21 protein-coding genes and 1 riboswitch are annotated in these 24761 nt (G+C 35.6%); of the genes, 1 reads left to right on the top strand and 20 read right to left on the bottom strand.

The features are described from left to right. Positions 1–21: 21 nt before the first annotated feature. From kynU to H603_RS0109235, 11 genes are all read right to left on the bottom strand, one after another. The gene (gene kynU / locus H603_RS0109285; protein ID WP_026708334.1) at positions 22–1293 is read right to left on the bottom strand and encodes a kynureninase; all 1272 of its coding nucleotides are present in this window, start codon (positions 1291–1293) and stop codon (positions 22–24) included. A 319-nt stretch (positions 1294–1612) separates the two neighbouring features. Beyond that, positions 1613–2662: a tRNA preQ1(34) S-adenosylmethionine ribosyltransferase-isomerase QueA gene (gene queA / locus H603_RS0109280; RefSeq protein ID WP_026708333.1), complete on the bottom strand. Its 1050-nt coding sequence runs from the start codon at positions 2660–2662 to the stop codon at positions 1613–1615. Between the two features lie 196 nt (positions 2663–2858). Next, entirely contained in the window at positions 2859–4082 is a 1224-nt protein-coding gene (locus H603_RS0109275) for a 3-phosphoshikimate 1-carboxyvinyltransferase (protein ID WP_026708332.1), read from the bottom strand. An 80-nt stretch (positions 4083–4162) separates the two neighbouring features. Beyond that, positions 4163–4489, bottom strand: a complete 327-nt coding sequence (locus H603_RS0109270; RefSeq protein ID WP_026708331.1) for a nucleotide pyrophosphohydrolase — start codon at positions 4487–4489, stop codon at positions 4163–4165. A 386-nt stretch (positions 4490–4875) separates the two neighbouring features. After that, positions 4876–5328, bottom strand: a complete 453-nt coding sequence (gene dtd, locus H603_RS0109265; RefSeq protein WP_026708330.1) for a D-aminoacyl-tRNA deacylase — start codon at positions 5326–5328, stop codon at positions 4876–4878. Continuing rightward, positions 5325–6305 (bottom strand): ribosome small subunit-dependent GTPase A, encoded by a 981-nt coding sequence (rsgA, locus tag H603_RS0109260; RefSeq protein WP_026708329.1) that lies wholly within the window; start codon positions 6303–6305, stop codon positions 5325–5327. Before rsgA ends, dtd begins: the two co-directional genes overlap by 4 nt. A 132-nt stretch (positions 6306–6437) precedes the next feature. Beyond that, positions 6438–7520 (bottom strand): bifunctional 3-deoxy-7-phosphoheptulonate synthase/chorismate mutase type II, encoded by a 1083-nt coding sequence (locus H603_RS0109255; protein WP_026708328.1) that lies wholly within the window; start codon positions 7518–7520, stop codon positions 6438–6440. Between the two features lie 66 nt (positions 7521–7586). Beyond that, complete coding sequence (locus tag H603_RS0109250; protein ID WP_026708327.1) at positions 7587–8444, bottom strand: prephenate dehydrogenase; 858 nt, start codon at positions 8442–8444, stop codon at positions 7587–7589. After that, on the bottom strand, positions 8445–9593 hold the full coding sequence (locus H603_RS0109245; RefSeq protein ID WP_026708326.1) for a pyridoxal phosphate-dependent aminotransferase: 1149 nt from the start codon (positions 9591–9593) through the stop codon (positions 8445–8447). Between the two features lie 33 nt (positions 9594–9626). Further along, positions 9627–10463 carry a prephenate dehydratase gene (locus H603_RS0109240; RefSeq protein WP_026708325.1) on the bottom strand — a complete coding sequence of 279 codons (837 nt, stop codon included), beginning with the start codon at positions 10461–10463 and terminating at the stop codon, positions 9627–9629. Positions 10464–10800: 337 nt separating this feature from the next. Further along, positions 10801–12054: a dicarboxylate/amino acid:cation symporter gene (locus tag H603_RS0109235; RefSeq protein WP_026708324.1), complete on the bottom strand. Its 1254-nt coding sequence runs from the start codon at positions 12052–12054 to the stop codon at positions 10801–10803. 150 nt (positions 12055–12204) lie between these two features. On the opposite strand from H603_RS0109235, the gene gldA reads away from it, so the two are divergent. Next, the gene (gldA, locus tag H603_RS0109230) at positions 12205–13101 is read left to right on the top strand and encodes a gliding motility-associated ABC transporter ATP-binding subunit GldA (protein WP_026708323.1); all 897 of its coding nucleotides are present in this window, start codon (positions 12205–12207) and stop codon (positions 13099–13101) included. Between the two features lie 81 nt (positions 13102–13182). Here the strand turns inward: gldA and H603_RS17115 are convergent, their stop codons facing one another. The 9 genes from H603_RS17115 to H603_RS0109190 form a co-directional block, all read right to left on the bottom strand. After that, positions 13183–13785: a hypothetical protein gene (locus H603_RS17115; RefSeq protein WP_051219256.1), complete on the bottom strand. Its 603-nt coding sequence runs from the start codon at positions 13783–13785 to the stop codon at positions 13183–13185. An 89-nt stretch (positions 13786–13874) separates the two neighbouring features. Beyond that, positions 13875–14831, bottom strand: a complete 957-nt coding sequence (metF, locus tag H603_RS0109220; protein WP_026708322.1) for a methylenetetrahydrofolate reductase [NAD(P)H] — start codon at positions 14829–14831, stop codon at positions 13875–13877. A gap of 106 nt (positions 14832–14937) precedes the next feature. After that, positions 14938–17631 carry a methionine synthase gene (gene metH / locus H603_RS16665; protein WP_084157735.1) on the bottom strand — a complete coding sequence of 898 codons (2694 nt, stop codon included), beginning with the start codon at positions 17629–17631 and terminating at the stop codon, positions 14938–14940. Between the two features lie 290 nt (positions 17632–17921). Beyond that, positions 17922–18440, bottom strand: a complete 519-nt coding sequence (locus tag H603_RS16660; RefSeq protein ID WP_035675788.1) for a hypothetical protein — start codon at positions 18438–18440, stop codon at positions 17922–17924. A gap of 164 nt (positions 18441–18604) precedes the next feature. Further along, positions 18605–19654 (bottom strand): homocysteine S-methyltransferase family protein, encoded by a 1050-nt coding sequence (locus H603_RS0109210; RefSeq protein WP_051219254.1) that lies wholly within the window; start codon positions 19652–19654, stop codon positions 18605–18607. Positions 19655–19897: 243 nt separating this feature from the next. After that, positions 19898–20012, bottom strand: a riboswitch (SAM riboswitch). A 92-nt stretch (positions 20013–20104) separates the two neighbouring features. Beyond that, on the bottom strand, positions 20105–21157 hold the full coding sequence (locus H603_RS0109205; RefSeq protein ID WP_026708320.1) for an NAD(P)/FAD-dependent oxidoreductase: 1053 nt from the start codon (positions 21155–21157) through the stop codon (positions 20105–20107). A 147-nt stretch (positions 21158–21304) separates the two neighbouring features. Beyond that, positions 21305–21886 (bottom strand): precorrin-2 dehydrogenase/sirohydrochlorin ferrochelatase family protein, encoded by a 582-nt coding sequence (locus H603_RS0109200; protein ID WP_026708319.1) that lies wholly within the window; start codon positions 21884–21886, stop codon positions 21305–21307. After that, entirely contained in the window at positions 21873–22667 is a 795-nt protein-coding gene (gene cobA, locus H603_RS0109195) for a uroporphyrinogen-III C-methyltransferase (protein WP_026708318.1), read from the bottom strand. Before cobA ends, H603_RS0109200 begins: the two co-directional genes overlap by 14 nt. Next, positions 22660–24750, bottom strand: coding sequence for a HEPN domain-containing protein (locus tag H603_RS0109190; protein WP_026708317.1), 2091 nt, complete (start codon positions 24748–24750; stop codon positions 22660–22662). Before H603_RS0109190 ends, cobA begins: the two co-directional genes overlap by 8 nt. Positions 24751–24761 lie beyond the last annotated feature (11 nt).

Below are 24761 nucleotides of genomic sequence, written 5' to 3'. Positions count from 1 at the left end.
TATGTAGAATGAGGCTTTTTTTTATGCTAATATTCCGCTTTTTAAGATTTGACCAAAATGATACATATCTTCAAACGAACAATATAAAGGAACAGGAGCTAATCGAATCACGTTAGGCTCGCGCCAATCTGTAATTACCCCATTCTTCATTAGGTAGTCAAACAAACTTCGTCCTTCACCATGTAAAAACACTGATAATTGACTTGCCCTTTCTTCTGGATTTTTAGGTGTTATTATTTCAAATGTGCTTCCTACTTCTCTACTTATTTCCTCTAATATAAATTCTAAGTACGCTGTAATTTTATCTCTTTTCTCTACAATTGCATCCATTCCTATTTCGTCAATCATATCAACTGATGCTAAATATGGTGCCAATGAAAGTACTGGAAGATTGCTAATTTGCCATCCATCTGCTCCTTCTACAGCGTCAAATTTAGGTTCCATTTTAAAGCGGCATTCTTTATTATGTCCCCACCATCCTGCAAATCTTGGTAAATCAGCATTGTGATGTTTCTCATGAACAAATATTCCCGAGGCATTTCCAGGTCCTGAATTCATATATTTATAACTACACCAAGCAGCAAAATCAACATCCCAGTCGTGTAACTCTAACTTGATGTTTCCAGCTGCGTGCGCTAGATCCCAACCAACATTAGCACCAACTTTATGACCTGCAGCCGTGATTGTCTTAATATCAAACACTTGTCCAGTATAGTAGTTCACCCCACCTATTAAAACCAAGGCCAGTTCATCACCCACTTCTTCAATTTTTGAAAGTACATCTTCTAATCTAATATTGTGTTCGCCATCACGACGTTTTATTTCAACAATAGCATCTTCTGCCGCATAGCCATGAAAATCAACTTGACTTTGAAACATATATTGATCTGATGGAAATGCTTTTTCCTCACATATAATTTTATATCTCGTAGCAGTAGGTCTATAGAAAGAAACCATAAGCAAGTGTAAATTTACCGTCAAGGTATTCATCACAGAAACTTCGGATGGCAAACAACCAACAATTTTACTTAAAGGATTGGCAAAACGTTCATGATAGTCCCACCATGGTTTCTCTGAATGAAAATGACCTTCCACAGCAAGATTAGCCCAATCATCCATTACTTCATCCACGTATGATTTTGTGCGGGTAGGTTGCAAACCTAATGAGTTCCCAGTAAAGTATATTACCTGCTTTCCATCTACTTTTGGAAAAATAAATTGAGACCTATATTTGTGTAACTTGTCTTGAGAATCTAGTTCTTTAGCAAATGCTTGTGTATTTTCGAAAGTCATGATTTTGTATTTGTCCCGTAAAAATAACAATTATAAATGGGCAATACCTACTCTGATTTAGCTTTAACAACTTGTACTGAATTATTTTTTCGAATATGCAACTTTAGCACTAGCTGAATATCGTTCCTAATTACTACAATCGTAAATTTGAACAACAGACTGCATAAGGGATAGTAGTGGAAATCCTTTTTTAATTGTAGCTATAGCGGAAATTTGAAAAGATTGCAGCGCATAGCCCGGTTCTTTTTCAGAATATGCCAAAAAAAAATCCCGCTAATTGCTAGCGAGATTTCTTATTGAATTAACCTTTTAAGGAGTATTAGATGATAAGCATTGCATCACCGTAAGAATAAAATTTGTATTCTTCTTTGATTGCTTCCTCATATGCTCTTTTCATTAAATCGTGACCACAGAAAGCAGAAACCATCATTAATAAAGTAGACTTAGGTGTGTGAAAGTTTGTAATCATACATGTAGGAATCGTAAACTCATGAGGAGGGAAAACAAATTTATTTGTCCAACCGTCAAATGGATTCAATGTGTTTTGTGAAGAAACTGAACTCTCAACCGCACGCATTGATGTTGTTCCTACAGTGCAAATACGTCTTTTTTGCGCTTTTGCTGTATTTACAATATCACAAGCTTCTTGAGTAATTTTTAATTCCTCAGAGTCCATTTTATGTTTAGATAAATCTTCTACTTCAACTGGGTTAAATGTCCCTAAACCTACGTGAAGAGTAACCTCAGCAAATTTAATTCCTTTAATTTCTAACTTCTTAAGCAAGTGTCTTGAAAAGTGCAAACCTGCAGTTGGCGCTGCTACAGCACCTTCTTCTTTTGCATAAATCGTTTGATAACGCTCTGCATCTTCAGGAGTAACATCTCTAGAAATGTATTTAGGTATTGGAGTTTCTCCTAGTTCCGTTAATTTCTTTCTAAATTCTTCGTAAGAACCGTCATAAAGAAAACGCAATGTTCTACCACGAGAAGTTGTGTTATCGATTACCTCAGCAACTAATGAATCATCATCTCCAAAATATAGTTTGTTTCCAATTCTGATTTTACGAGCTGGATCTACTAAAACATCCCACAGGCGTTGTTCTGCATTAAGTTCTCTTAATAAGAAAACTTCAATTCTAGCACCAGTTTTTTCTTTATTTCCATACAAACGAGCTGGAAAAACTTTAGTGTTATTTAAGATTAAAACATCCCCATCATCAAAATAATCAATAACATCTTTGAACATTTTATGCTCGATAGTTTGTGCTTTACGATCAATAACCATAAGACGAGCTTCGTCTCTGTTTTCAGAAGGAAATTCAGCTAAAAGTTCTTTGGGTAAATCAAATTGAAAATGTGATAATTTCATTTATTTATTTTATTAAAGTTAACCCTTTGACGATGCGCAGGGTGGCAAAAAGTTAATTGAAAACCAAATAACTAAGCAAATGCAAATATACGACTGTGAAACAGGCGTTGTCAAGTTTTTTAGTGTTTAATTTAGTTTTATTATTTAAAAATCACTATATACTCGAACAATTTACTAGAAACATTAGTGTTTTCAATTAAAGTTCTGACACTTTAAAATTTAATTTCTTCATATCATCCCAAAAATCAGGATATGATTTTGATACAACTTCGGCATTTTCGACAATCAACGGTACTTTTAATGCTAGTGGCGCAAATGCCATTGCCATTCTATGATCGTTATATGTTGTTATTTTTACATTATGATTAATAACGCGCGCAGGATCTAATGTTAAACTATCATTAGTAACGATAATTGTTGCTCCTAACTTTGTCAATTCGATACGTAACGCTTCTAATCGATCTGTCTCTTTTATTTTTAAAGTATGCAAACCTGTTAAGTGACACCCTATCCCTAAACCTAAGCAAGTGACCACAATTGTCTGTGCAATATCTGGTGTATTATTAAGTTCGAAATCAACAAAATCAGGTTCAAAACCAGCGATTTTTGTCAGCGTAAGTTTGTTGTTTTCGAATGTAGAATGTACTCCCAATTTTTTATACAAATTTACCAAGGCAGAATCTCCTTGTAAGCTATTCTCTTTATAACTGGTTAAACTAATCGAAGCCGTATCTGCTAGAGCAACCAAACTATAAAAATAAGAAGCCGAACTCCAGTCAGACTCAACAGTCATCACTTTAGGAGCTAAATCTTTCTTAGGAAAAACGGTAATGACATTTCCTTCAAATTTAGTTTCGATTCCTAAATCCATCAGCAATCCTAAAGTCATTTTGATATATGGCACAGATGTTATTTCCCCTTCTAAGGTAAGCTCTAATCCATTATCTAATGTCGGTGCAATTAGCAATAAAGCCGAAATATATTGACTGCTAACATTTGCATTCATTTTCACCTTTGAAGTCGTAATTTTTTTACCAATAATTTTAATTGGCGGATATCCCATTTCGTTTTCATAAGTGATTTCTGCACCTAATTGTTGCAAAGCATCTACTAAAACTAAAACTGGACGTTCTTGCATTCTTGAAGATCCCGTTAAAATAACTTCGCGACCTTCTTGTACTGAAAAGTAAGCGATTAAAAATCGCATCGCAGTACCCGCATGATGAATATCTACTATTGGTTCGTTTCCATTTAAAGCTTTTTGCATCACTTCACTGTCATCAGAGTTTGAAGTATTCTCTAAAGTAATTGATGGAAACAAGGCTTGTAGCAGTAACAATCTATTCGTTTCGCTTTTTGATCCAGTTACAGCTATAATGGCATTTAAATTGGAATGATCTGTTTCTAGTAGTAAATTCATTTTAAAAATATTGATTGATCTATTGTTACAAATTTATTTCAAATAAAATTGTTGCCAAAGCTTTGTAAGCACTTATAACATTATTTTAGTTTATCGTTGTTTTTATGGCGGTCTTTGTCACGAACCGACTTAAAATCCATCTTTTTATCAAAGGCTGCTTGTAAGTCAATACCTGTTTGATTAGCTAAACACATTACTACAAAGACAACATCGGCCAATTCCTCTCCTAAATCTTTGTTTTTGTCGCTTTCTTTTTCTGACTGTTCGCCATATCTACGAGCAATAATACGAGCTACCTCACCTACCTCTTCGGTAAGCTGTGCCATATTTGTAAGTTCGTTAAAATAACGAACACCGTGTTCTTTGATCCAATTGTCTACGTCTAATTGCGCATTTTTTAATTCCATACTAATATGTTTTTTTAAAGGTATAAATGAGTTTATGAACCTCGGTGAAGTACTACTTAATTACTATTTTTTTATTGCTGTATCTCATAGCTTAATTACATCATGATTGGCTACTTAAATAAAGAACAATAGAATTATTTTTCAATAAAGTTTCAAAAGAAGGATAAATCTTTAGTGCTATAACTTGAGTTTATCTTGGGAAAGAAAATTCTATAAATAATAAGATGCTAATACATAAAACCTGTTACATCTTTATTTAAACATTACACATTTCGTACTATAAATACCTCAAAATATGCTATGTCGTTAAAAAAATTGCCGATGTGGTTTATAGATTATAGTTATAGGTGGTTTGTAAAACAATAAAGTCTTGAAATATTTTACTATTACTCTCTATCTTTACTGTCAATTAAAATGGTAACCGGACCATCATTTAACAAGCTAACTTTCATATCAGCACCAAATATTCCGGTTTGGATTTTCTTTCCTAACTCCAGTTCTAATTTTCGATTAAAATTTTCATAAAGAGGTACAGCAATTTCTGGTCTTGCTGCTTTTATATAGGAGGGACGATTGCCTTTTTTAGTAGCTGCGTGCAAAGTAAACTGACTTACTACAATGATATCACCGTTAATATCTTGGATTGAATTGTTCATCACCTGATTCTCATCTTCGAAAATGCGAATCTTGATAATTTTTGATACTAACCAATCAATATCTTCTTGGTTATCTGCAGCTTCTATTCCTACCAAGATCAATAAACCAATGCCAATATTTGCCACGCTGTTGTTATCAACAACTACAGATGCAGATGTAACTCTTTGAATCACTACTCTCATAAGCCTCTCGTCTTGTCACTTTCTGCCCTATCTTCATTATAAATATCAGTACGATAATGCTCTTCGTCGCCTTCTAAAATTTTCAAATAACTATTGTATCGTGACCAAGCGATTTCGTCTTTTTCCAAAGCCTCTTTCACCGCACATTTAGGTTCTTCTTTATGCAAACAGTTATTGAATTTGCATTGATCTTTCAATTTAAAGAACTCAGGAAAATAACCGCTAATTTCATAAGGCTCCATATCGACCATTCCAAAACCTTTTATTCCGGGAGTATCGATAATACTCGCTCCAAAAGACAAATCATACATTTCAGCAAATGTTGTCGTATGCTGACCTTGCTTACTAGCATCAGAAATTGTCTTGGTTTTCAAATGTAAAGAAGGTTCCATGGCATTTACCAAAGTAGATTTCCCAACACCTGAATGTCCTGAAAACATACTCACTTTGCCTAACATTAGTTCCTTTAAGGCTTCGATACCTTTCATCTCTGTCGAAGAAACACGCAAGCATTTATATCCAATTTGTTCATAAACATATTGCATATACAATTGTTCATCAAGAGTAGGTTCGTCTAGAGTATCTATTTTATTAAACACTAAAACAGTTTCGATTCCGTATGCCTCAGCGGTGATTAGAAATCGATCAATAAAATTAAAAGTTGTTGGAGGGTTATTTACCGTAATTAGTAAAAACACGCGATCAATATTAGAAGCGATAATATGCATTTGATGCGACAAATTAACCGACTTACGTACGATATAATTTTTTCGCTCATGAATATTGTGAATTGTTCCTGTAATAGCGTCAGATGTCTCGTCTATTTCATAATCTACCACATCACCTACCGCTATTGGATTAGTACTTTTAATTCCCTTAATACGGAATTTTCCTTTAATACGGCATTCTATAAAATCACCTTGTTCTGATTTTACAGTGTACCAACTTCCTGTAGATTTATAAACGAGTCCTGTCATGCTACAAAGGTAAAATTTTGTTTCAAGTTAAAACTTGAAAATTTGAAGTTTTTATTATTATATCTAAATAAATAACCTCCACAACTTTAATTATAAAGCTGTGGAGGTTACTATGATAAAACCCAATTTCAATTACGCATTAAGCACTTTATCTTGGTGACCAATACTTTCTTGATGTATTGCCTTGAACATTCTAAGTACAAACTCCTCAGAAAGTCCTTTTTTCTCACCTTCAAGGATCATTTTACCTAGTATTTCATTCCAACGTTGATTTTGTAAAACAGCTACATTAGCGTCTTTTTTCACTTGACCAATTTCGTCAGCTACTTTCATTCTTTTGCCTAACAATTCTAATAAGTTAGCGTCAAGCACATCAATGTTAGCTCTTAATTTTGTCATTTTGTTAGTGAATTCATCCGAAGCATCGTTTACTTTTCTAACTCTTAAATCTTTGAAAATTTGTTTTAAAGTATCAGGAGTTACTTGTTGTGCAGCATCACTCCACGCATTGTCTGGATCAGTATGCGTCTCAATGATCATACCGTCGTAGTTTAAATCTAAAGCTTCTTGAGTTACTTCAAGAATCATTTCACGGTTTCCTGTAATATGAGATGGATCAATAATTAAAGGTAAATCAGGAAATTTGTTTTGTAACTCAATAGCAATCTGCCATTCAGGAATGTTTCTGTATTTTGTTTTTTCGTAAGTAGAAAAACCTCTATGAATTACTCCTAGATTTTTGATTCCAGCAGCATACAAACGCTCTACACCACCTAACCATAAAGCCATATCTGGATTTACTGGATTCTTTATTAATACAATTTTGTCTGTTCCTTTCAAGCTATCTGCAATTTCTTGCACTGCAAATGGATTTGCTGTTGTACGAGCACCTACCCATAAAACATCGATATCATGCTCTAAAGCTAGTTTACAATGTGCAGCAGTCGCAACTTCTGTCCCCATTAATAAACCTGTTTCTGCTTTAGCTTTTTGTAACCATTTCAATCCTATTTCTCCAACTCCCTCAAATCCTCCTGGACGTGTTCTTGGTTTCCAGATACCCGCTCTAAAAACACTTACATCTGAATCTTTCAATTCATGAGCAATTTTTAATACTTGATCTTCTGTTTCAGCACTACAAGGTCCTGCTATCACAAATGGATGATTTAAATTAAATTCATTCAACCAATTTCTCATTTCTTTCTTGTTTTCCATCTTTCTAATTTTTTATTTTTTTTTGAGTTGTTTCTATTTTAATCACAAGCAGCTTATCTACAGCTGCTATTTTTTTACGTGCATTCCGTTGAGTATTTCTTTTATTTTATTGACACTTTGCATTTCGTCAAAAATCGCCGTGTATTCATCTTGTATTAGCAATTCCTTAAATTGCGTTAAGTTGGCTATGTACCCTTCTAATGCTTCCACTACTTCCAACTTATTTTGTTTAAAAATAGGTGTCCACATGGCTGGTGAACTTTTTGCTAAACGAACGGTACTTTCAAAACCTGAACCTGCCATATCAAAGATATCTTGTTCGTCTTTCTCCTTGTTGATTACTGTTTTTCCTAACATAAACGAACTTATGTGCGATAAGTGCGATACATAAGCAATGTGTTTATCGTGAGATTTTGGATCCATATATCTAATACGCATTCCCATACTTTTAAATAAGTCCAAAGCTTTCTCCTGCAATTTAAAAGCAGTACGCTCCACCTCACAAATGATATTCGTTTTGCCTTCAAACAAATTAGTAATCGCTGCTGAAGGTCCCGAAAACTCTGTTCCTGCAATAGGATGCGTTGCAATAAAATTTCTTCTTTTCGAATGATTCGCAACCGCCTCGCAAATAGGATTCTTAGTAGAACCTACTTCAAAAACAATGGTATGTTCTCCTATATTATCCAATACTTCAGGCAACACTCTTAACGCTGTATCTACCGGTACAGAAACAATGACAAAATCAGCATTCGCCAAATCTGTAATAGCACCTTCAAAATTTATCACGTTTAAAGCAATTGCTTCTTCAACATGTTTTTTATTAGTATCGATTCCGTAGATTGTCGCCTCTGGGTATAAGGCTTTAATATCTAAACCCATTGAACCACCTATTAAACCTATTCCTATGATGTAAATTTTCATCTAATTAAATCTATCTATTGCTTCTTGTACTTTTTCCTCAGTTACACATAGTGAAAACCGAATATATCCTTCTCCATTACTTCCAAAAATTGTTCCTGGTGTGATAAAAATATGCTTGTCATATAAAATAGCATCTATAAACGCTTCTGCAGATGCTACTCCAGCAGGCAACTTTGCCCAAACAAATAGACCAACACCTTCTTTATATACTTCGCAGTTTAATTTTTCTGCTAACTTTTCTGTAAGTACTCTTCGTTTTTTATATACAGCATTTTGTTCTTCAAACCATGACTTCCCGCAATTCAAAGCTGCTATTGCTCCTTTTTGAACACCATAAAACATGCCGCTATCCATGTTGCTTTTTACTTTTAAAACTGCGTCTATAGCTGTTGCATTTCCTAAAACCATTCCAACTCTCCAACCTGCCATGTTAAAGGTTTTACTTAATGAATTAAGCTCCAATGCTACCTCTTTTGCTCCTTCAACTTGCAACAAACTCATTGGTTTATCATTTAAAACAAAACTATACGGATTGTCATTGATTAATAAGATTTCATGCTTTCTAGCAAAAGCCACTAACCTCTCAAATAAAGCAAGACTTCCTCTAGCTCCCGTTGGCATGTGCGGATACCCAATCCACATTATTTTTACTTTAGTTAAATCTAATTTTTCTAATGCTTCGAAGTCTGGCTCCCAATTACTACTCTGTTTTAAATCATAATAAACTGGCACTGCTCCCACCAAGTTAGTCACTGATGTATAGGTAGGATATCCAGGATTAGGAATTAATACGTGATCGCCTTCATTTAAAAAAGCTAATGAAATATGCATAATTCCTTCCTTCGAACCCATCAAAGGTAAAATTTCGTTAATCGGATTTATAGCGGTATCGTAATTACTTTTATAAAAATCTGACATTGCCTGGCGTAACTCTGGTAAACCTTGATAACTTTGATATTGATGTGCATTTTCATCTGTAACTGCAGTTTGAATTGCTTCAATAACAGCTTTTGATGGATTCATATCAGGGCTACCTATCCCCATATTAATAATCGATTTACCCTCAGCGGCAAGCTGTCTTACTTCTCTCAATTTACTAGAGAAATAATACTCTTCTACAACATCTAAACGCTTTGCTAATTTAATCATGATCTCTATATTACTTTACTTCTAGTTCTTATTTTACTCTGCTAGTGGTTTGGTATTTTTATATTCTCCCAGAACTTTAAAATATTCTGCCATGATTTCTAACAGTGATTTTGTTTTGGCATAATCGCTATAATTATCGAATGTCACGTCAACAAAAAAGGAGTATTTCCATGGCGTTTCAATTTTTGGCAATGACTGTATTTTTGTTAAATTCATTTTGCAATCGCTCATTACATTTAAAACAGCCGCAAGACTTCCTCTTTTATGATCTAATTCAAACTTCATTGAAGCACGGTTTATATCATGTTGCGGCACAAATGAATTTTCTTTTTTCAAAATAACAAAACGAGTCATGTTATCATTTATCGTTTGAATTTCTGGCGCGATGATATCTAATTCATACATTTTAGCTGCCGTTTTACTTGCAATTGCCGCGATTCCTTTTATCGAATTCTCCTTAATTCGACTGGCAGTCTCTGCAGTATCCTTATCTTCTACCAACTTTATATTTGGATGCTTTTTTAAAAAATCCATACATTGTAAAAGCGCCATTGGATGTGAATGAACCTCACTAATATCTTCTATTTTTTGCCCCGGAAGCACCATTAAATTTTGATGAATTCGAAGGTAATGCTCTCCTATAATATGTAAATTATTTTTATCAATTAAAGCATAATTGGGAATAATAGGACCCGCAATTGAATTTTCTATAGCCATCACAGCCTGTTCTGTCTTACCTGATAAAAGACTGTCTACCAATTCTTCAAAGGACAAACAAGGATCAATTTCTACGCCCTCCCCAAAATATTCTTGAGCAACTTGATGATGAAACGAACCTTTTATTCCTTGTATTGCGACTTTTATCTCCATTTTTTCCAAAAAAAAATCCCGATTTTCATCGGGATTGTATATTTATAATTATAATTTAATTTTCTAATTAAATAACCATACGACAATCCCTATCCTCTTTCCAGAAGAAATAATAAGTATTGCTAAAATAAAATCGGTTAGTCAACATGATTTTTGTTTTTTGTGTATTGATTACATTGCGAATGTATACATTATTTTAACTGCACCAAAAAAAAATATGCTTTTTGGCAAACTAAAAAAGAATTCTCGGAAAAACGAGTCTTAAATTACATTTAAATTAAAAAAATAGCCTAATTCCATACTATCGAAAACAACAAATAGCCCTGACGTAAGTAAATTAAGTGCTTACAGTGTTGGACAGCCAATTTTTACCCTCTGAAATTCTTGCAATTAGCATCGAAGATATAACATCACCGTTAGCATTTAGCAAGGTAGCAATAGGATCTACTAAAGTCCCTATGATCATTGCAGCTGGTAACGCCTGTTCCATAGGAAAACCATAAATTGTAATTGCTAGAATTTCGCCTATATAACCTCCATTTGGAATTCCTCCTTCAACTACAGAAACAATTACAGTAATTCCTAATGCAGTTACTAGCGTCATGGGATCTGTAAAATCTTTACCAAACATCGCAAATATCACGGCAATCTTAATAATTGACGACATGCTTGAACCATCTTTATGCAATGGCGCTCCTAGAGGAATTGCAACATTTCTAACATATTTAGGAACACCCATTTTTTCACTAGCTGCAAGATTTGCCGGAATCGTGGCAATACTACTGCACGTTCCTAATGCTGTCAAAGCTGGTGTAATATTATTTTTCCAGAAAGTTGTAAATCCCAATCTTCCTCCCGCCATGAATGCATACAAACTAAAAAACACAATAAAATAAAAAGTGCAAAAAGCATAATACAATCCTAATGGTTTTGCATAAGCACCAAATAATTGTGGACCAAAGATTCCTACTTGATAGGCAAAATATGCTCCCAACCCTACTGGAGCAGTTTTCATTATAATATTAAGCAACTCCTTCATAACCTCGTTACCTGAATTTAAAAAACTTCTAAAGCTTTCTCCTTTTTCTCCAGAACGCAGACTTGCAAACCCAATCATGAATGAGAATATGATTAAAGCTAACATGCTTTTACGAGACAACAATTCATAAAAATCACTAGCGGTTAACAACTGTGTGATTTGTGAACCACCACTCATGGTTTGCATTTCTTCCAAAGGAATTTTAGAAACAATAATATCTTGGTGAATAGGAAAAAGAAAGACTCCTGCAATCATCACGATCGCCGAGACTAAAACAGTTCCAAGAAATACTGTTACGATTATAAAAAACAGTCTTCCTAATTTTTCAGATTTTTCTAAGCTTCCTATCGAAGAAGCAATAGTAAAAAAGATGAGAGGTATAATAGCGGTGAACAGTAAATTCAAGAAAATATCGCCTAGCGGTTTAATGACCGATACACCTTCACCAAAGACAAGACCTAAAATACTTCCTGCAATAATTCCGCATAATAACCAGATGATGCTACTGTAAGTTTTAAATAAACTCTTCGATTTTGAAATTTCCTCTGACATACTTTCTATTTTTTATAAATATAAAAATCTAATTTTATAAAAATGCTTTTATACTTACAATAACAGAACTCACAAAAGAGTTTTACATAATACTTAATCAAAATACCAACTCAATCATTTTCTTCATACTTTTGTTTCAAATAATTTATCATGTCAATAATTGTTACTAACATTTCTAAAAGTTACGGTAGCCAAAAAGCGTTAGACAATGTCTCATTCTCTATTGCTAAAGGTGAAATTGTTGGTTTTCTAGGTCCAAATGGCGCTGGAAAATCCACGTTAATGAAAATATTAACTACCTATTTGAGCGCAGATGCTGGAGTGGCATCAGTAAATAACCATGATATTAGTACACAACAAAAAGCGGTGCAAAAATCTATAGGTTATTTACCAGAGCACAATCCTTTGTACTTAGACTTATACGTTAGAGAATATTTGTCTTTCAATGCTGAAGTTTATAAAGTGTCGAAAAACAGAGTTGATGAGGTTATTAATTTAACTGGATTAAGTACGGAAAGCCATAAAAAAATTGGTCAATTATCAAAAGGATACCGTCAACGAGTAGGCTTGGCAAATGCGCTGCTGCATAATCCTGATGTATTAATTTTAGATGAACCCACTACAGGATTAGATCCTAACCAATTGAATGAAATTCGTAGTGTGATAAAGAATGTTGGAAAAGATAAAACTGTTTTCCTCTCAACCCACATTATGCAGGAGGTAGAGGCAATATGTGATCGTGTGATTATCATCAATAAAGGCAAAATTGTCGCTGACAAAAAGTTAGACAATCTGATTTCTGAAGAAGCACAACAAGTAATCGAAGTAGAATTTGATTATCAAATCGAAGAGCAAGCGATAGCAAAAATGGAAAATCTTGTTAGTTTTAAAAACACCCACGACATGATTTGGGAACTGACTTTCAAAACGGAAAAAGACATGCGTTCAGTTGTTTTTGATTTTGCCACTGCAAATGGTTTGAAAACATTGCAACTCAACCAAAAAAATAAAAACTTAGAAGCGATATTTAGAGAGATCACTAAATAAGTTTGTAGTTAACTCCTAGGCATACAGTAGCAAAAAGGCTCTTACAAAATTGTAAGAGCCTTTTTTTATAAATTCTATTTTCTAACTCTGAGGAAGCGCCGCACCCACCGCAATATCACAGCGGTGTCCTTCAAGACCGTGCGCAGGATTAATACCTGCAATCACATTTGATTTTACAATTGGCGTACTTGGCGGTGTGCTTTCTTGTGGCACAGAAACACTCGTTGTTGTACTAGGAGTTGCGTTTAATGGTGCTCCAACTGCTATATCGCAGCGGTGATTTTTTTCTCCATGTGGTGGATTGATCCCTTTTGCAGTTGCATTATTACTTGCTGTAGTGCTAACTACCGGGGGAGTTTGCACGCTTACATTATTTGTAGCAGCTGCAGTGGTCGTTGCGTTCAAAGGCGCACCAACAGCAATATCACAACGGTGATTGGGTTGCCCATGCGCAGGGTTCACTCCCGCTAAAACAGTGGCCGTCGTAGCCGAATTGCTATCATGAAATAAATTATGATTCCCAGCCACTGAACTAGGAACTGCTCCATTATTATTTTGTACTGCCGTTTGCTGTGTAAAAGGAACCAATAGTCTTGGGTCAGCTTGATTTTTTGCAATTTCGTCATTTTTACAAGAAGTTGCAGTAAAAGCAATTAGTAAAAAAGCACCATAAAAATATTTCATATTCAAATTGATTTGTAAATAATTTGCAATATAAGACTTTATTACAACACTAAGCCAAATCCACTACTTCTACCATCTAACATAGGGTTCTAGAATAGCGCACTTGCAATTTGTCTGATATTCTCTGATTTTCCCATAGAATAATAATGCAACACAGGAACACCAGCCGCTTTTAATTCTTGAGATTGCTGAATTGCCCATTCTATCCCTACTTGTTTCACATCGGCGTTAGTCTTACATTTATCTACAGCATCAATTAAATCTTCTGGTAAATCAATCCTAAAAATTTGTGGCAAAACATGTAAATGTCTTTGCACTGCTAGTGGTTTGATTCCTGGAATAATAGGCACCATAATTCCCATTTCTCTCGCTTTGGTTACAAATTCGAAATACTTAGCATTGTCAAAAAACATTTGAGTAACGACATAATCTGCTCCACCATCTACTTTTTCTTTCAATCTTTTCAAATCTGAAATCAAAGAAGGGGACTCTAAATGCTTTTCAGGATAACCTGCTACACCTACACAAAAATCAGCTTTGTTATCTACATGCATTACATCATGCAAGTACTTCCCTTCATTAAGTAGCTTTATTTGTTGCACTAAATCCACTGCATAATTATTTCCACCAGGTTTTGGGACAAATGATTGTTCGTCTTTCATAGCATCACCACGCAAAGCCATCACATTATTAATTCCTAAATAATGACAATCTACTAATAAATACTCTGTTTCCTCCTTTGTAAAACCACCACACAATACATGCGGAACGGTATCTACATTGTATTTATGTTTAATCGAAGCACAGATCCCCAATGTTCCAGGACGCATTCTTGTTAGTTTTTTATCTAATAATCCATTTCCTTTGTCCACATAAATAAACTCCTCGCGCGAAGTAGTCACATCAATAAAAGGCGGTTTGAATTCCATTAACGGATCAATATTATCATACAATTCCTGAATTCCTTTTCCTTTTTGAGGCGGTATAATTTCAAATGAGAATAATGTTTTCCCATTTGATTCTTCTATATGTTGTGTTACTTTCATTTTTCCTCCCCCAACCCCTCCGAAGGAGGGGAGACTGGGTGTTTTTTAATTAGACATTTTTATTTTTCCACATCGGCTCCTCCCCTTCGGGGAGGCTGGGTGGGGATTAATCTGCTATATTCGGGTTCAGCCATTTCATTGCCATATCGGTCGAAATACTTCTACGCTTAGCATAATCTATTACTTGGTCTTCTTTTATTTTTCCAAGTCCAAAATATTTACTTTGCGGATTCCCAAAATAATATCCCGAAACTGATGATGCTGGCCACATCGCCATGCTCTCTGTCAAGGTGACTCCTATTTCTTTTTCGACATTTAGTAATTTCCAAATTGTTGGTTTTTCTAAATGGTCTGGACAAGCAGGATATCCTGGCGCAGGACGAATTCCTTTATACTCCTCTGCAATCATAGCCTCGGTACTCATGTTCTCATCTGAAGCATATCCCCAAATTTCTTTACGAACTTTCTCATGTAAATATTCAGCAAAAGCTTCTGCAAAACGGTCGGCTAATGCTTTTACCATAATCGAATTATAATCGTCTAAATCTTTTTCGAATTCAGCCGCCCATTCATCAACACCAAAACCAGTAGTCACACAAAAAGCACCCATATAATCTGTAATTCCATTGTCTTTTGGAGCAATAAAATCAGCTAAAGCAATATTTGGTGCTCCTTTTGTTTTTTGGGATTGTTGACGCAGCGTCAAAAACACCTGTTTAGTAGCAGCTCCCCCTTCGGGGGCTGGGGGGATTAATTCAATATCATCATCGTTGATTTGATTCGCAGGGAAAATTCCGTAGATTCCTTTGGCAGTCAATTTCTTTTCTTTCAAAATTACGGCTAACATTTCTTGTGCATCCGCAAAAACCGAAGTCGCTTGCTCCCCAACTACTTCATCCGTTAAAATTGCTGGATATTTCCCGAACAACTCCCATGTTCGAAAAAAAGGTGTCCAGTCTATGTAAGGAACCAAAACATCCAACTCTACTTCAACAACTTGCTCCCCAATCACATTTGGTTTCACAGGAGTAAAACTCTCCCAATCTAGCTGCAATTTATTTTTACGAGCTTGCTCAATAGTTAAGAAATTTTTATCTCGAGAGCGGTTTAAAAACGTTTCTCTAAATGCGTCATATTCTGCTCTAATATCACTTGCATAAATTTTTCTATCCTTGTTCAACAAACTTCCAGCTACGGTTACCGCTCTCGAAGCATCATTAACATGAATCACAGTTTCTCTATATTGAGGTGCAATTTTCACAGCAGTATGCGCACGCGAAGTCGTTGCTCCACCTATCATCACCGGAATTTTCATTCCGCGTTTGTCTAGTTCTTTGGCGAGATACACCATTTCGTCCAGCGAAGGTGTTATCAAACCACTCAACCCTATAATATCAACCTCATGCTCAATCGCTGCAGCAATAATTTTCTCTGGAGGCACCATAACGCCAAGATCTACAATCTCATAATTATTACAGGCTAACACCACCGAAACAATATTTTTACCAATATCATGGACATCTCCTTTTACGGTTGCCATAAGTATTTTACCATTCCCTTGCTTATCACCCGCTTGTTTACTTGCTTCAATATAAGGTAATAAATACGCCACCGCTTTTTTCATAACACGTGCTGATTTTACCACTTGCGGCAAAAACATTTTCCCTGAACCAAACAAATCACCCACCACATTCATTCCCGTCATCAAATTGATTTCGATTACTTCTATTGGTTTGGTTGCGGCTTGCCTTGCTTCTTCAACATCTAGTTCTATAAAAGCATCTATTCCTTTTACAAGCGAGTGCGTGATTCTTTCTTGAACGGTACCAGATCGCCATTCTTGAACCGCTTTTTCATTGCTCTTTACATCTCCTTTTACATTTTCGGCAAAGTCTAGTAAGCGTTCTGTAGCATCATCGCGTCTGTTTAAAATTACATCTTCAACATGCTCTAATAAATCCTTCGGGATGTCATCATAAATGGTCAACATCTCTGGGTTTACAATCCCCATCGTCATTCCGTTTTGAATGGCATGATACAAGAAAACAGAATGCATCGCTTCCCTTACCGTATCATTTCCTCTAAACGAAAAGGACACATTACTCACCCCACCACTAATATGCGCATGTGGTAAATTTTCACGAACCCACTTAGTCCCTCTAAAGAAATCCAAAGCGTTCAATCGATGTTCTTCCATTCCAGTTGCAACTGGAAATATATTCAAATCAAAAATGATATCCTGTGGAGGAAAATCCACTTTGTTTACTAATATATCATACGAGCGTTGGCAAATTTCCACTCTTCGCTCGTAATTATCTGCTTGTCCAACCTCATCAAAAGCCATGATAATGGCAGCGGCACCGTAGCGCTTAATCAATTTAGCATGGTGGATAAATTGTTCTTCCCCTTCTTTTAACGAAATTGAGTTTACGACACTTTTTCCTTGCACAACCTTAAGTCCCGCCTCTATAATATCCCATTTCGAACTGTCAATCATGATAGGTACACGCGAAATATCTGGTTCGGCAGCAATTAAATTTAGGAATTTTGTCATGGCATATTCACCATCCAGCATTCCTTCATCCATATTAATATCGATGATTTGTGCGCCACCTTCCACTTGCTCCTTAGCAATACTTAGTGCCTCTTCGTATTTTTCTTCCTTGATTAATCTCAAGAATTTTCTAGAACCCGTAACATTGGTACGTTCCCCAATATTCACAAATACGCTATCTGGCGTAATTATTAAAGGCTCTAATCCCGCTAATACCAAGTTTCTTCTAGTTTCTACTACTGCCATTTTTATTTTTTATTTATCCTCCACGATCTTAAAAATCATGTAGGTGTAACTTTCTAACTCTTCTTTATTTGGGCGTGCCCCTCCGTAAAAACTACGGGTCGGGCTATATGCTATAAGTCCTCGCTCTTCCTTCGTCAGGCTGTGGGCTTTCCGCTGCTATCCCTCACGCAATTTTGTTCTAATAACAATACTCTTTTTCTCATTTTTGTCTTTCCGACGAAGGAGGAATCTCATTATCTGAATCACTTGATGTGATTTCTCCTTCGTCGAAATGACAAAATCAACTCATTTTATTTTTTTAAAGAACTTTTTACTCTCTTTACGGGCACAAGTGAGACGCTTGCGTTAGCAGGAAATAACCACTCTAATTTCAATAAATTAAAAACAAAATTTATCGATATTAAACCTAGAATTGACATCAATATATCAAGCCAATCGAATGTTTCTAAATTATTATTTAATGCCATTAACTCATAAATCATAAGCAATATAAAAGTTACAAAACTCGAAATAAACAACCTCTTTTTCGATTTATTACTTGTAATTCCTTTTTTTATAAAACCTACGACCGGTAATGCAAAAGCACATCCAAAATTTGGAATGATTCCCAACCAAAACAATACCATATCATTGTTTTTATAATGCCCCCTTAATTCCATTGGAACAACATATAAAATCCAACCTATAACAAACAAAAATATCAAAGTCTCACTTTTCTTAAGTGCGCCATTTAACTTAACAATAATAAATAAAGGAAACAATACCAATATAGCGCCACTGGTCATCTGACCCAATTCATGTGCTGACATATTCATTCTTTATTATCAAACATTACTCAATTATATACTCTCCTGCGCGTGCCTATTCTAACTCTTTGAAAATATTTTTTACCTTTTCAATTATTGGGAACTATTGAGACCTCAAACCTGTTCGCTCAAATCTTATGTCATACGCGATACATCACATCTCTACGTTACATCACTGCCGTAGAAATTCTTGGTTTATAATCTTTGGCGATATCTGCAATTAACCTGATGTGCTCTGGGGTTGTACCACAACATCCACCTATGATGTTGACCAAATTATCGTCGAGATATGTTTTTATTTGTGATTGCATTTCTTCAGGAGTTTCGTCGTATTCCCCAAAGGCATTGGGCAATCCTGCATTGGGATGCGCCGATACATTGAAAGCTGTATTTTGTGACAATGTTTGTAAGTACGGTTTCAATAAATCGGCTCCAAGAGCACAATTGAATCCTACACTTAATAATGGAATATGCGAAATTGAAACTAAGAACGCTTCTACCGTTTGCCCAGAAAGTGTTCTTCCAGAAGCATCTGTAATTGTTCCTGATACCATGATGGGAATATCGATATTGCGTTCGTCCTTTACTTCTTCGATAGCAAAAAGTGCTGCTTTGGCATTTAATGTGTCAAAAATAGTTTCTACTAATAACAAATCACTTCCGCCGTCAATTAAGGCTTCTACTTGTTGCTTGTAGGCGATACGCAAATCATCAAAAGTCACGGCTCTATATCCCGGATCATTTACATCTGGTGACATACTTGCCGTTCTGTTTGTTGGTCCTATTGAACCGGCGACAAACCTGGGTTTGTCTGGATTTTTAGCTGTCCATTCATCGGCTACTTCGCGGGCTAGTTTAGCCGACTCATAATTTAATTCGTATACGTATTCCTCTAGGAAATAATCGGCCATTCCGATGGTGGTTCCTGAGAACGTATTGGTTTCTACGATATCAGCTCCAGCCTCAAAATACGCAGCATGCACCGCTTTAATCGCTTGAGGTTGTGTGAGTGATAGCAAATCGTTGTTCCCCTTTAAAGAATGTGGAAAATCTTTGAAACGTTCGCCTCTAAAATCTTCTTCAGAGAAATTGTAACGCTGCAACATGGTTCCCATGGCTCCATCGAGGATGAGTATGTTTTTTTTAATGGCTTCGTGAATGTTCCCCCTAACCCCCGAAGGGGGAATTCCTAAACTGTCTTTAATCTCTTTTGACATAACGTATGATAATTTAAATCTAGAAAATATTCTAAATCTATTCTTTTGATTAATAGTTCTAAAAGTTCACTATTATTTCTCTTTAGCCCTGATGGAAGCGACATCCTATTGTGCCGGTGTTCGGCGCAATAGATATAGCGTACAGCAGGAAGGATCGTGGTTAAAATGCACCGTTGATCTGCTCTAAAAAAATATCGATATGTTGTCAAGAAAATTGTTGAGAAATACTGTAGAAGTATTCTTGTGTTATCTATCTTAGATACTGAATTCAGTATAAAGTAGAATGTAGCACCTTCTTTAAAGATAAAGGGTTGCTAAGGTTTCATTGGGTCTTTCCCTCCGCCTTTCGTGATAACTTTCAATAAATATAGGAACACTGCAAAGAAAAGACAAAGCGCTAATACTCGCAAGTATTAGCGCTTAATTTTTTAACTACTATAGGTGAATTTGTTAAACTATTGCTTTAACAACAGCTTTTGGTGCTTCTTTACGAGTTCCATCAAATCCGTCAACTCCTGAAACTGTAGTGTATTTCAATACATAACGTTTCCCTGGATTGATGATTTGGTAGGCCGCTTGACACATTAACGTCGCTTCGTGGAAACCACACAAAATCAATTTCAATTTACCTGGATAGGTATTCACATCTCCAATGGCGAAAATTCCTGGAATATTCGTTTGGTAATCTAAAGCGTTGTTTACTTTGATAGCATTTTTTTCTATTTCTAATCCCCAGTTTCCTATAGGACCTAATTTTGGTGTAAGACCAAAAAGCGGAATAAAATAATCAGTGTCAATTGTGCGATTAGCTCCGTTTTCCTCGATTACAATCGATTCAATGTGCTCGGCTCCGTTTAATCCCACTACCTCAGCTGGTGTAATCATGCGAATTTTTCCAGCATCTTTTAGTTCCTGTACTTTTTCTACAGAATCTAAAGCACCACGGAATTCGTTGCGACGGTGAATCAAAGTCACCTCTGAAGCTACATCTGTCAAGAAAATACTCCAGTCAAGGGCTGAATCTCCTCCACCGGCAATCACTACTCTCTTATCTCTAAACTCTTCTGGATCTTTAATAAAGTATTTAATTCCTTTGTTCTCGTAGAAATTGATTCCGTCGATTAAAGGTTTTCTAGGTTCAAAACTTCCTAACCCTCCAGCAATAGCAATTACCTTTGCGTGGAACTTTGTTCCTTCATTTGAAGTTACAATAAAACTTCCGTCTTCTTGTTTTTCAATAGTTTCAGCACGTTCTCCAAGTGTAAATCCTGGCTCGAATTGCTTTATTTGTTCCATTAAATTATCTACTAAATCTCCTGCTAATACTTCAGGAAAACCTGGAATATCATAGATAGGTTTTTTAGGATATAACTCTGATAACTGCCCACCTGCCTGTGGCAAAGCATCTAATATATGGCATTTTAATTTCAATAATCCTGCTTCAAAAACGGCAAATAAACCAGTTGGTCCGGCTCCTATTATAAGGATATCTGTTTCAATCATGTTCTTATTAATTAGCCCCTTAAATCCTATACGGAAATCAAGGAAAAGTTGTATTTATATTTAATTCACAAAGGAACGATTGAATATCTCTCAAATAAATGATAAATATCATTCAAACACTTTGCTGTATTTTCTTTATTCCATTATCTACTCTTTGTTTTTTAAAGTAGCTGTAATTTCATTCATTTTCTGTACTTTCTCTTCAAAATCTCCTTTTAAGGTTTTGCGATACTCGTTCAAATTTTCGACCATTTTATTAATATCTTCGGGAATAATTTCTTCGAAGAACTCTCGTAACCTTTTTGCTGTTGTGGGTGATTTCCCATTGGTCGAAATGGCAATTTTCACATTCCCTTTGGTCACAATTCCGCCCAAATAATAATCACATAATGGCGGTGTATCAGCAATATTACAAATTAGAAATCGCTTTCTAGATAAGTCGTACACTCTTTTATTTACTTTTAAATCATCAGTACATGCAATAACCATGTGGCGTTTGCGAAGCATCCAGCGATTAAATTTCTTCTCTGTTAAAATCACAGAGCTGTGTTTGTTTGCCAAAGTTACCAATTCTGGTAAAAATCGCGGTGCCACCACCTCAACATTTGCATTCGGACTTGATTTTAATAAAAAGCTTAATTTTTCTAACCCTACATTTCCTCCACCTACAATCAATACTTGCATATTGTGTAGTTTTAAAAATACAGGATATAATTCATTCCTTTCCATAAACCAATAGTTTGTTGTGATTGGATTTTAACTCTTTGCAAAACCCTTTCCTAGTTTGACTATCACCTACAACTGCTCCAATTACAATAATTGCTGGCGAACTTAATTGCTGCTCAGCCACTATTTTTTGAATAGTATCAATGGTCCCAATTCCGATTTTTTCTTCGGGGGTCGTTCCATTTTGTATGATCGCAATGGCGGTTTCTCCTTTGGATTCCGATTGAAAAATAGCAACAATTTCTTCTAATTTACTCATTCCCATCAATACAACTACGGTAGCTGATGATTGTGCTGCAAGATGAATATCTGATGATAACTGACGGCTTGAAGTCGTTCCTGTTATTACCCAAAAACTCTCTGAAACTCCTCTTTTTGTCAACGGAATACCTTGATAAGCTGGAACGGCAATAGCTGATGAAATTCCAGGAATAACAAATGTAGGAATTCCAAAGCTTTCTACATAGTCTATTTCTTCACTTCCTCTACCAAAAATAAAAGGGTCACCACCTTTAAGACGAACGACATGACCATAAGTCAAGGCATTATCTACAATTAGTTGGTTGATTTGGTCTTGTGTGTACGCGTGACATCCTTTTCTTTTTCCAACAAATATTTTTAATGCTTTTTTAGGAGCATAGCTTAATAATTCTTCATTTGCCAAAGCATCATATAAAACCACATCGGCTTGCGCCAAAGCTTTCGCCCCTTTTACGGTTAACAAATCGGGATCTCCCGGACCTGCTCCTACTAAAGTTACTGTGGGTTTTATAATGTTATGCATTTGCTATATCTTTTGCTCTATACGTTTCTAAATCTGTAAAGAAAGTAATCGCTTCTTGTATGTACTTTTTGGCGAAAGCCTCCGTAGGTTCGTTTTGATTGATTTGGTATACCAAGTCTTTAAAAGTTGAATCTAAAGTGATTTTGTTACTTTCGATAAAAACCGTATCAAACAAATTGATGATTCCAGCGTGGTGGTTCGTTTTTTGGTTTTCAGCCAATAATAATGCTTTTGCACCATTTACAAATCCTGCATACGCTAGGTAAATCGCATCAGCCCAATTTTTATCTTCGAATGCTTCTTGAGCAAACGTCAACTTATCTTTGGCTTCAAGAAGTAAAGTAGCAACCAAGTCAATTACAACTCCGGCACATTCTCCTACTCCAACCGCTTTTACATAATTATCAGCATTTCCCCAATCGATGAAATCTTCCTCTGTAAGATTAGTTACATCAGCCAACGGTTTTAAGAATTCGTAAAAATACTTCTCTCCTTGAGCATCGTAGTAATCTAAGAAAGATTTTCCGTTAGCATTCGCTTCAAAATCATTTAAAATAAAACGTAAAGCATCTGGCCCTCTACGACTTGGAATCTTGATTACTTTATCAGAGAAACGTCCTTTTCCATCTCCTAAAATTCCACCACCAAGCAATACTTGCAAAGCCGGAGCTACTAATTTACCTGAGTTGATAGACATTCCTTGAAAACCAATTGATGACATGTTGTGTTGTCCACAAGCATTCATACAACCACTAATTTTGATGGTGATTTCGCGATTCTCTTTATACTGCGGAAACTCTAATTTCAAAACTCTTTCTAACTCTTCGGCAATTCCAGTACTGCTAGCAATTCCAAGATTACACGTATCTGTTCCTGGGCAAGCAGTAATATCACCAATGGTATCGTACCCTAGAGTTACAAAATCTAATTTGGCTAATTCTTGATAGAAGAAAGGTAAATTTTCTTCTTTTATATTTCTTAAGACAATGTTTTGTTTTAATGAAAAACGCAACTCATTAGCACCGTAATTTTTAATTAATTCGGCTAAAGCTCTTGCTTTATCAGTATAGAAATCTCCTAAAAGTACTTTAATCCCTATCGCAAAATAACCCGCTTGTTTTTGAGCAATCACATTGGATTGTTTCCAAGCTTCATAAGCAGCAGTATCATCAATAGTAACTGCAGGTACTTCTAATAAAGTTGCTGGAATCGCAGCATCAAAAGCAGTCGTATCAATTTCGTACGATTGGTATGACAATGCTTTTTTCTCTTCGTCAACTAAACGCAAAAATTCATCGCGACCAATGTCTTTGATTAGGAATTTCATACGTGCTTTTAAACGCTTGGCTCTTTCACCATGACGGTCAAAAACTCTTAAAACACCTTCGGTAGTTGGGATGATTTGGTTTACCGGAATAAATTCTGATAACAATTCAGCGTGATGTGGTTGAGAACCTAATCCTCCACCTAACATTACTTTGAAACCGCGTTCTCCGTTTACAATCTTTGGAATAAATCCTAAATCGTGTAAATAACTCAAGGCCGTATCTTTATCAGAAGATGAAAACGACATTTTGAATTTACGTCCCATTTCTTGACAAATAGGATTTCTCAGGAAAAACTGAAACATCGCATGCGCATATGGCGACACGTCAAAAGGTTCGTCAACATCTACACCAGCTAATTCACTTGCTGTAATATTACGTACGGTATTCCCGCAAGCTTCACGAAGTGTAATATCGTCTTTAGCAAGGTTTGCCCAAAGCTCCGGAGTTCTATCTAAGCTCACATAGTGAATTTGGATATCCTGACGCGTTGTAATGTGCAAACGCCCTGTTGAATACTCATCTGAAACTTTAGTAATACGCACTAATTGCTCGCTAGTCACTTTACCAAAAGGCAATTTGATACGAATCATTTGCACGCCTTCTTGACGTTGACCGTACACTCCACGCGCTAAACGCAGACTACGAAAACGCTCGTCATCAATTTTACCATCTTTGAATAACGCAATTTTTCTTTCTAAATCGATTATCTCTTTTTGAACAATCGGATTTTCTATTTCGGTTCTAAAACTTTCCATATTTTTTGAGC

Origin of the sequence: Flavobacterium frigidarium DSM 17623 (genome assembly GCF_000425505.1) — a bacterium.
GTDB classification, from domain to species: Bacteria; Bacteroidota; Bacteroidia; order Flavobacteriales; family Flavobacteriaceae; genus Flavobacterium; species Flavobacterium frigidarium.
This window is presented reverse-complemented; position numbering and strand designations above follow the sequence as displayed.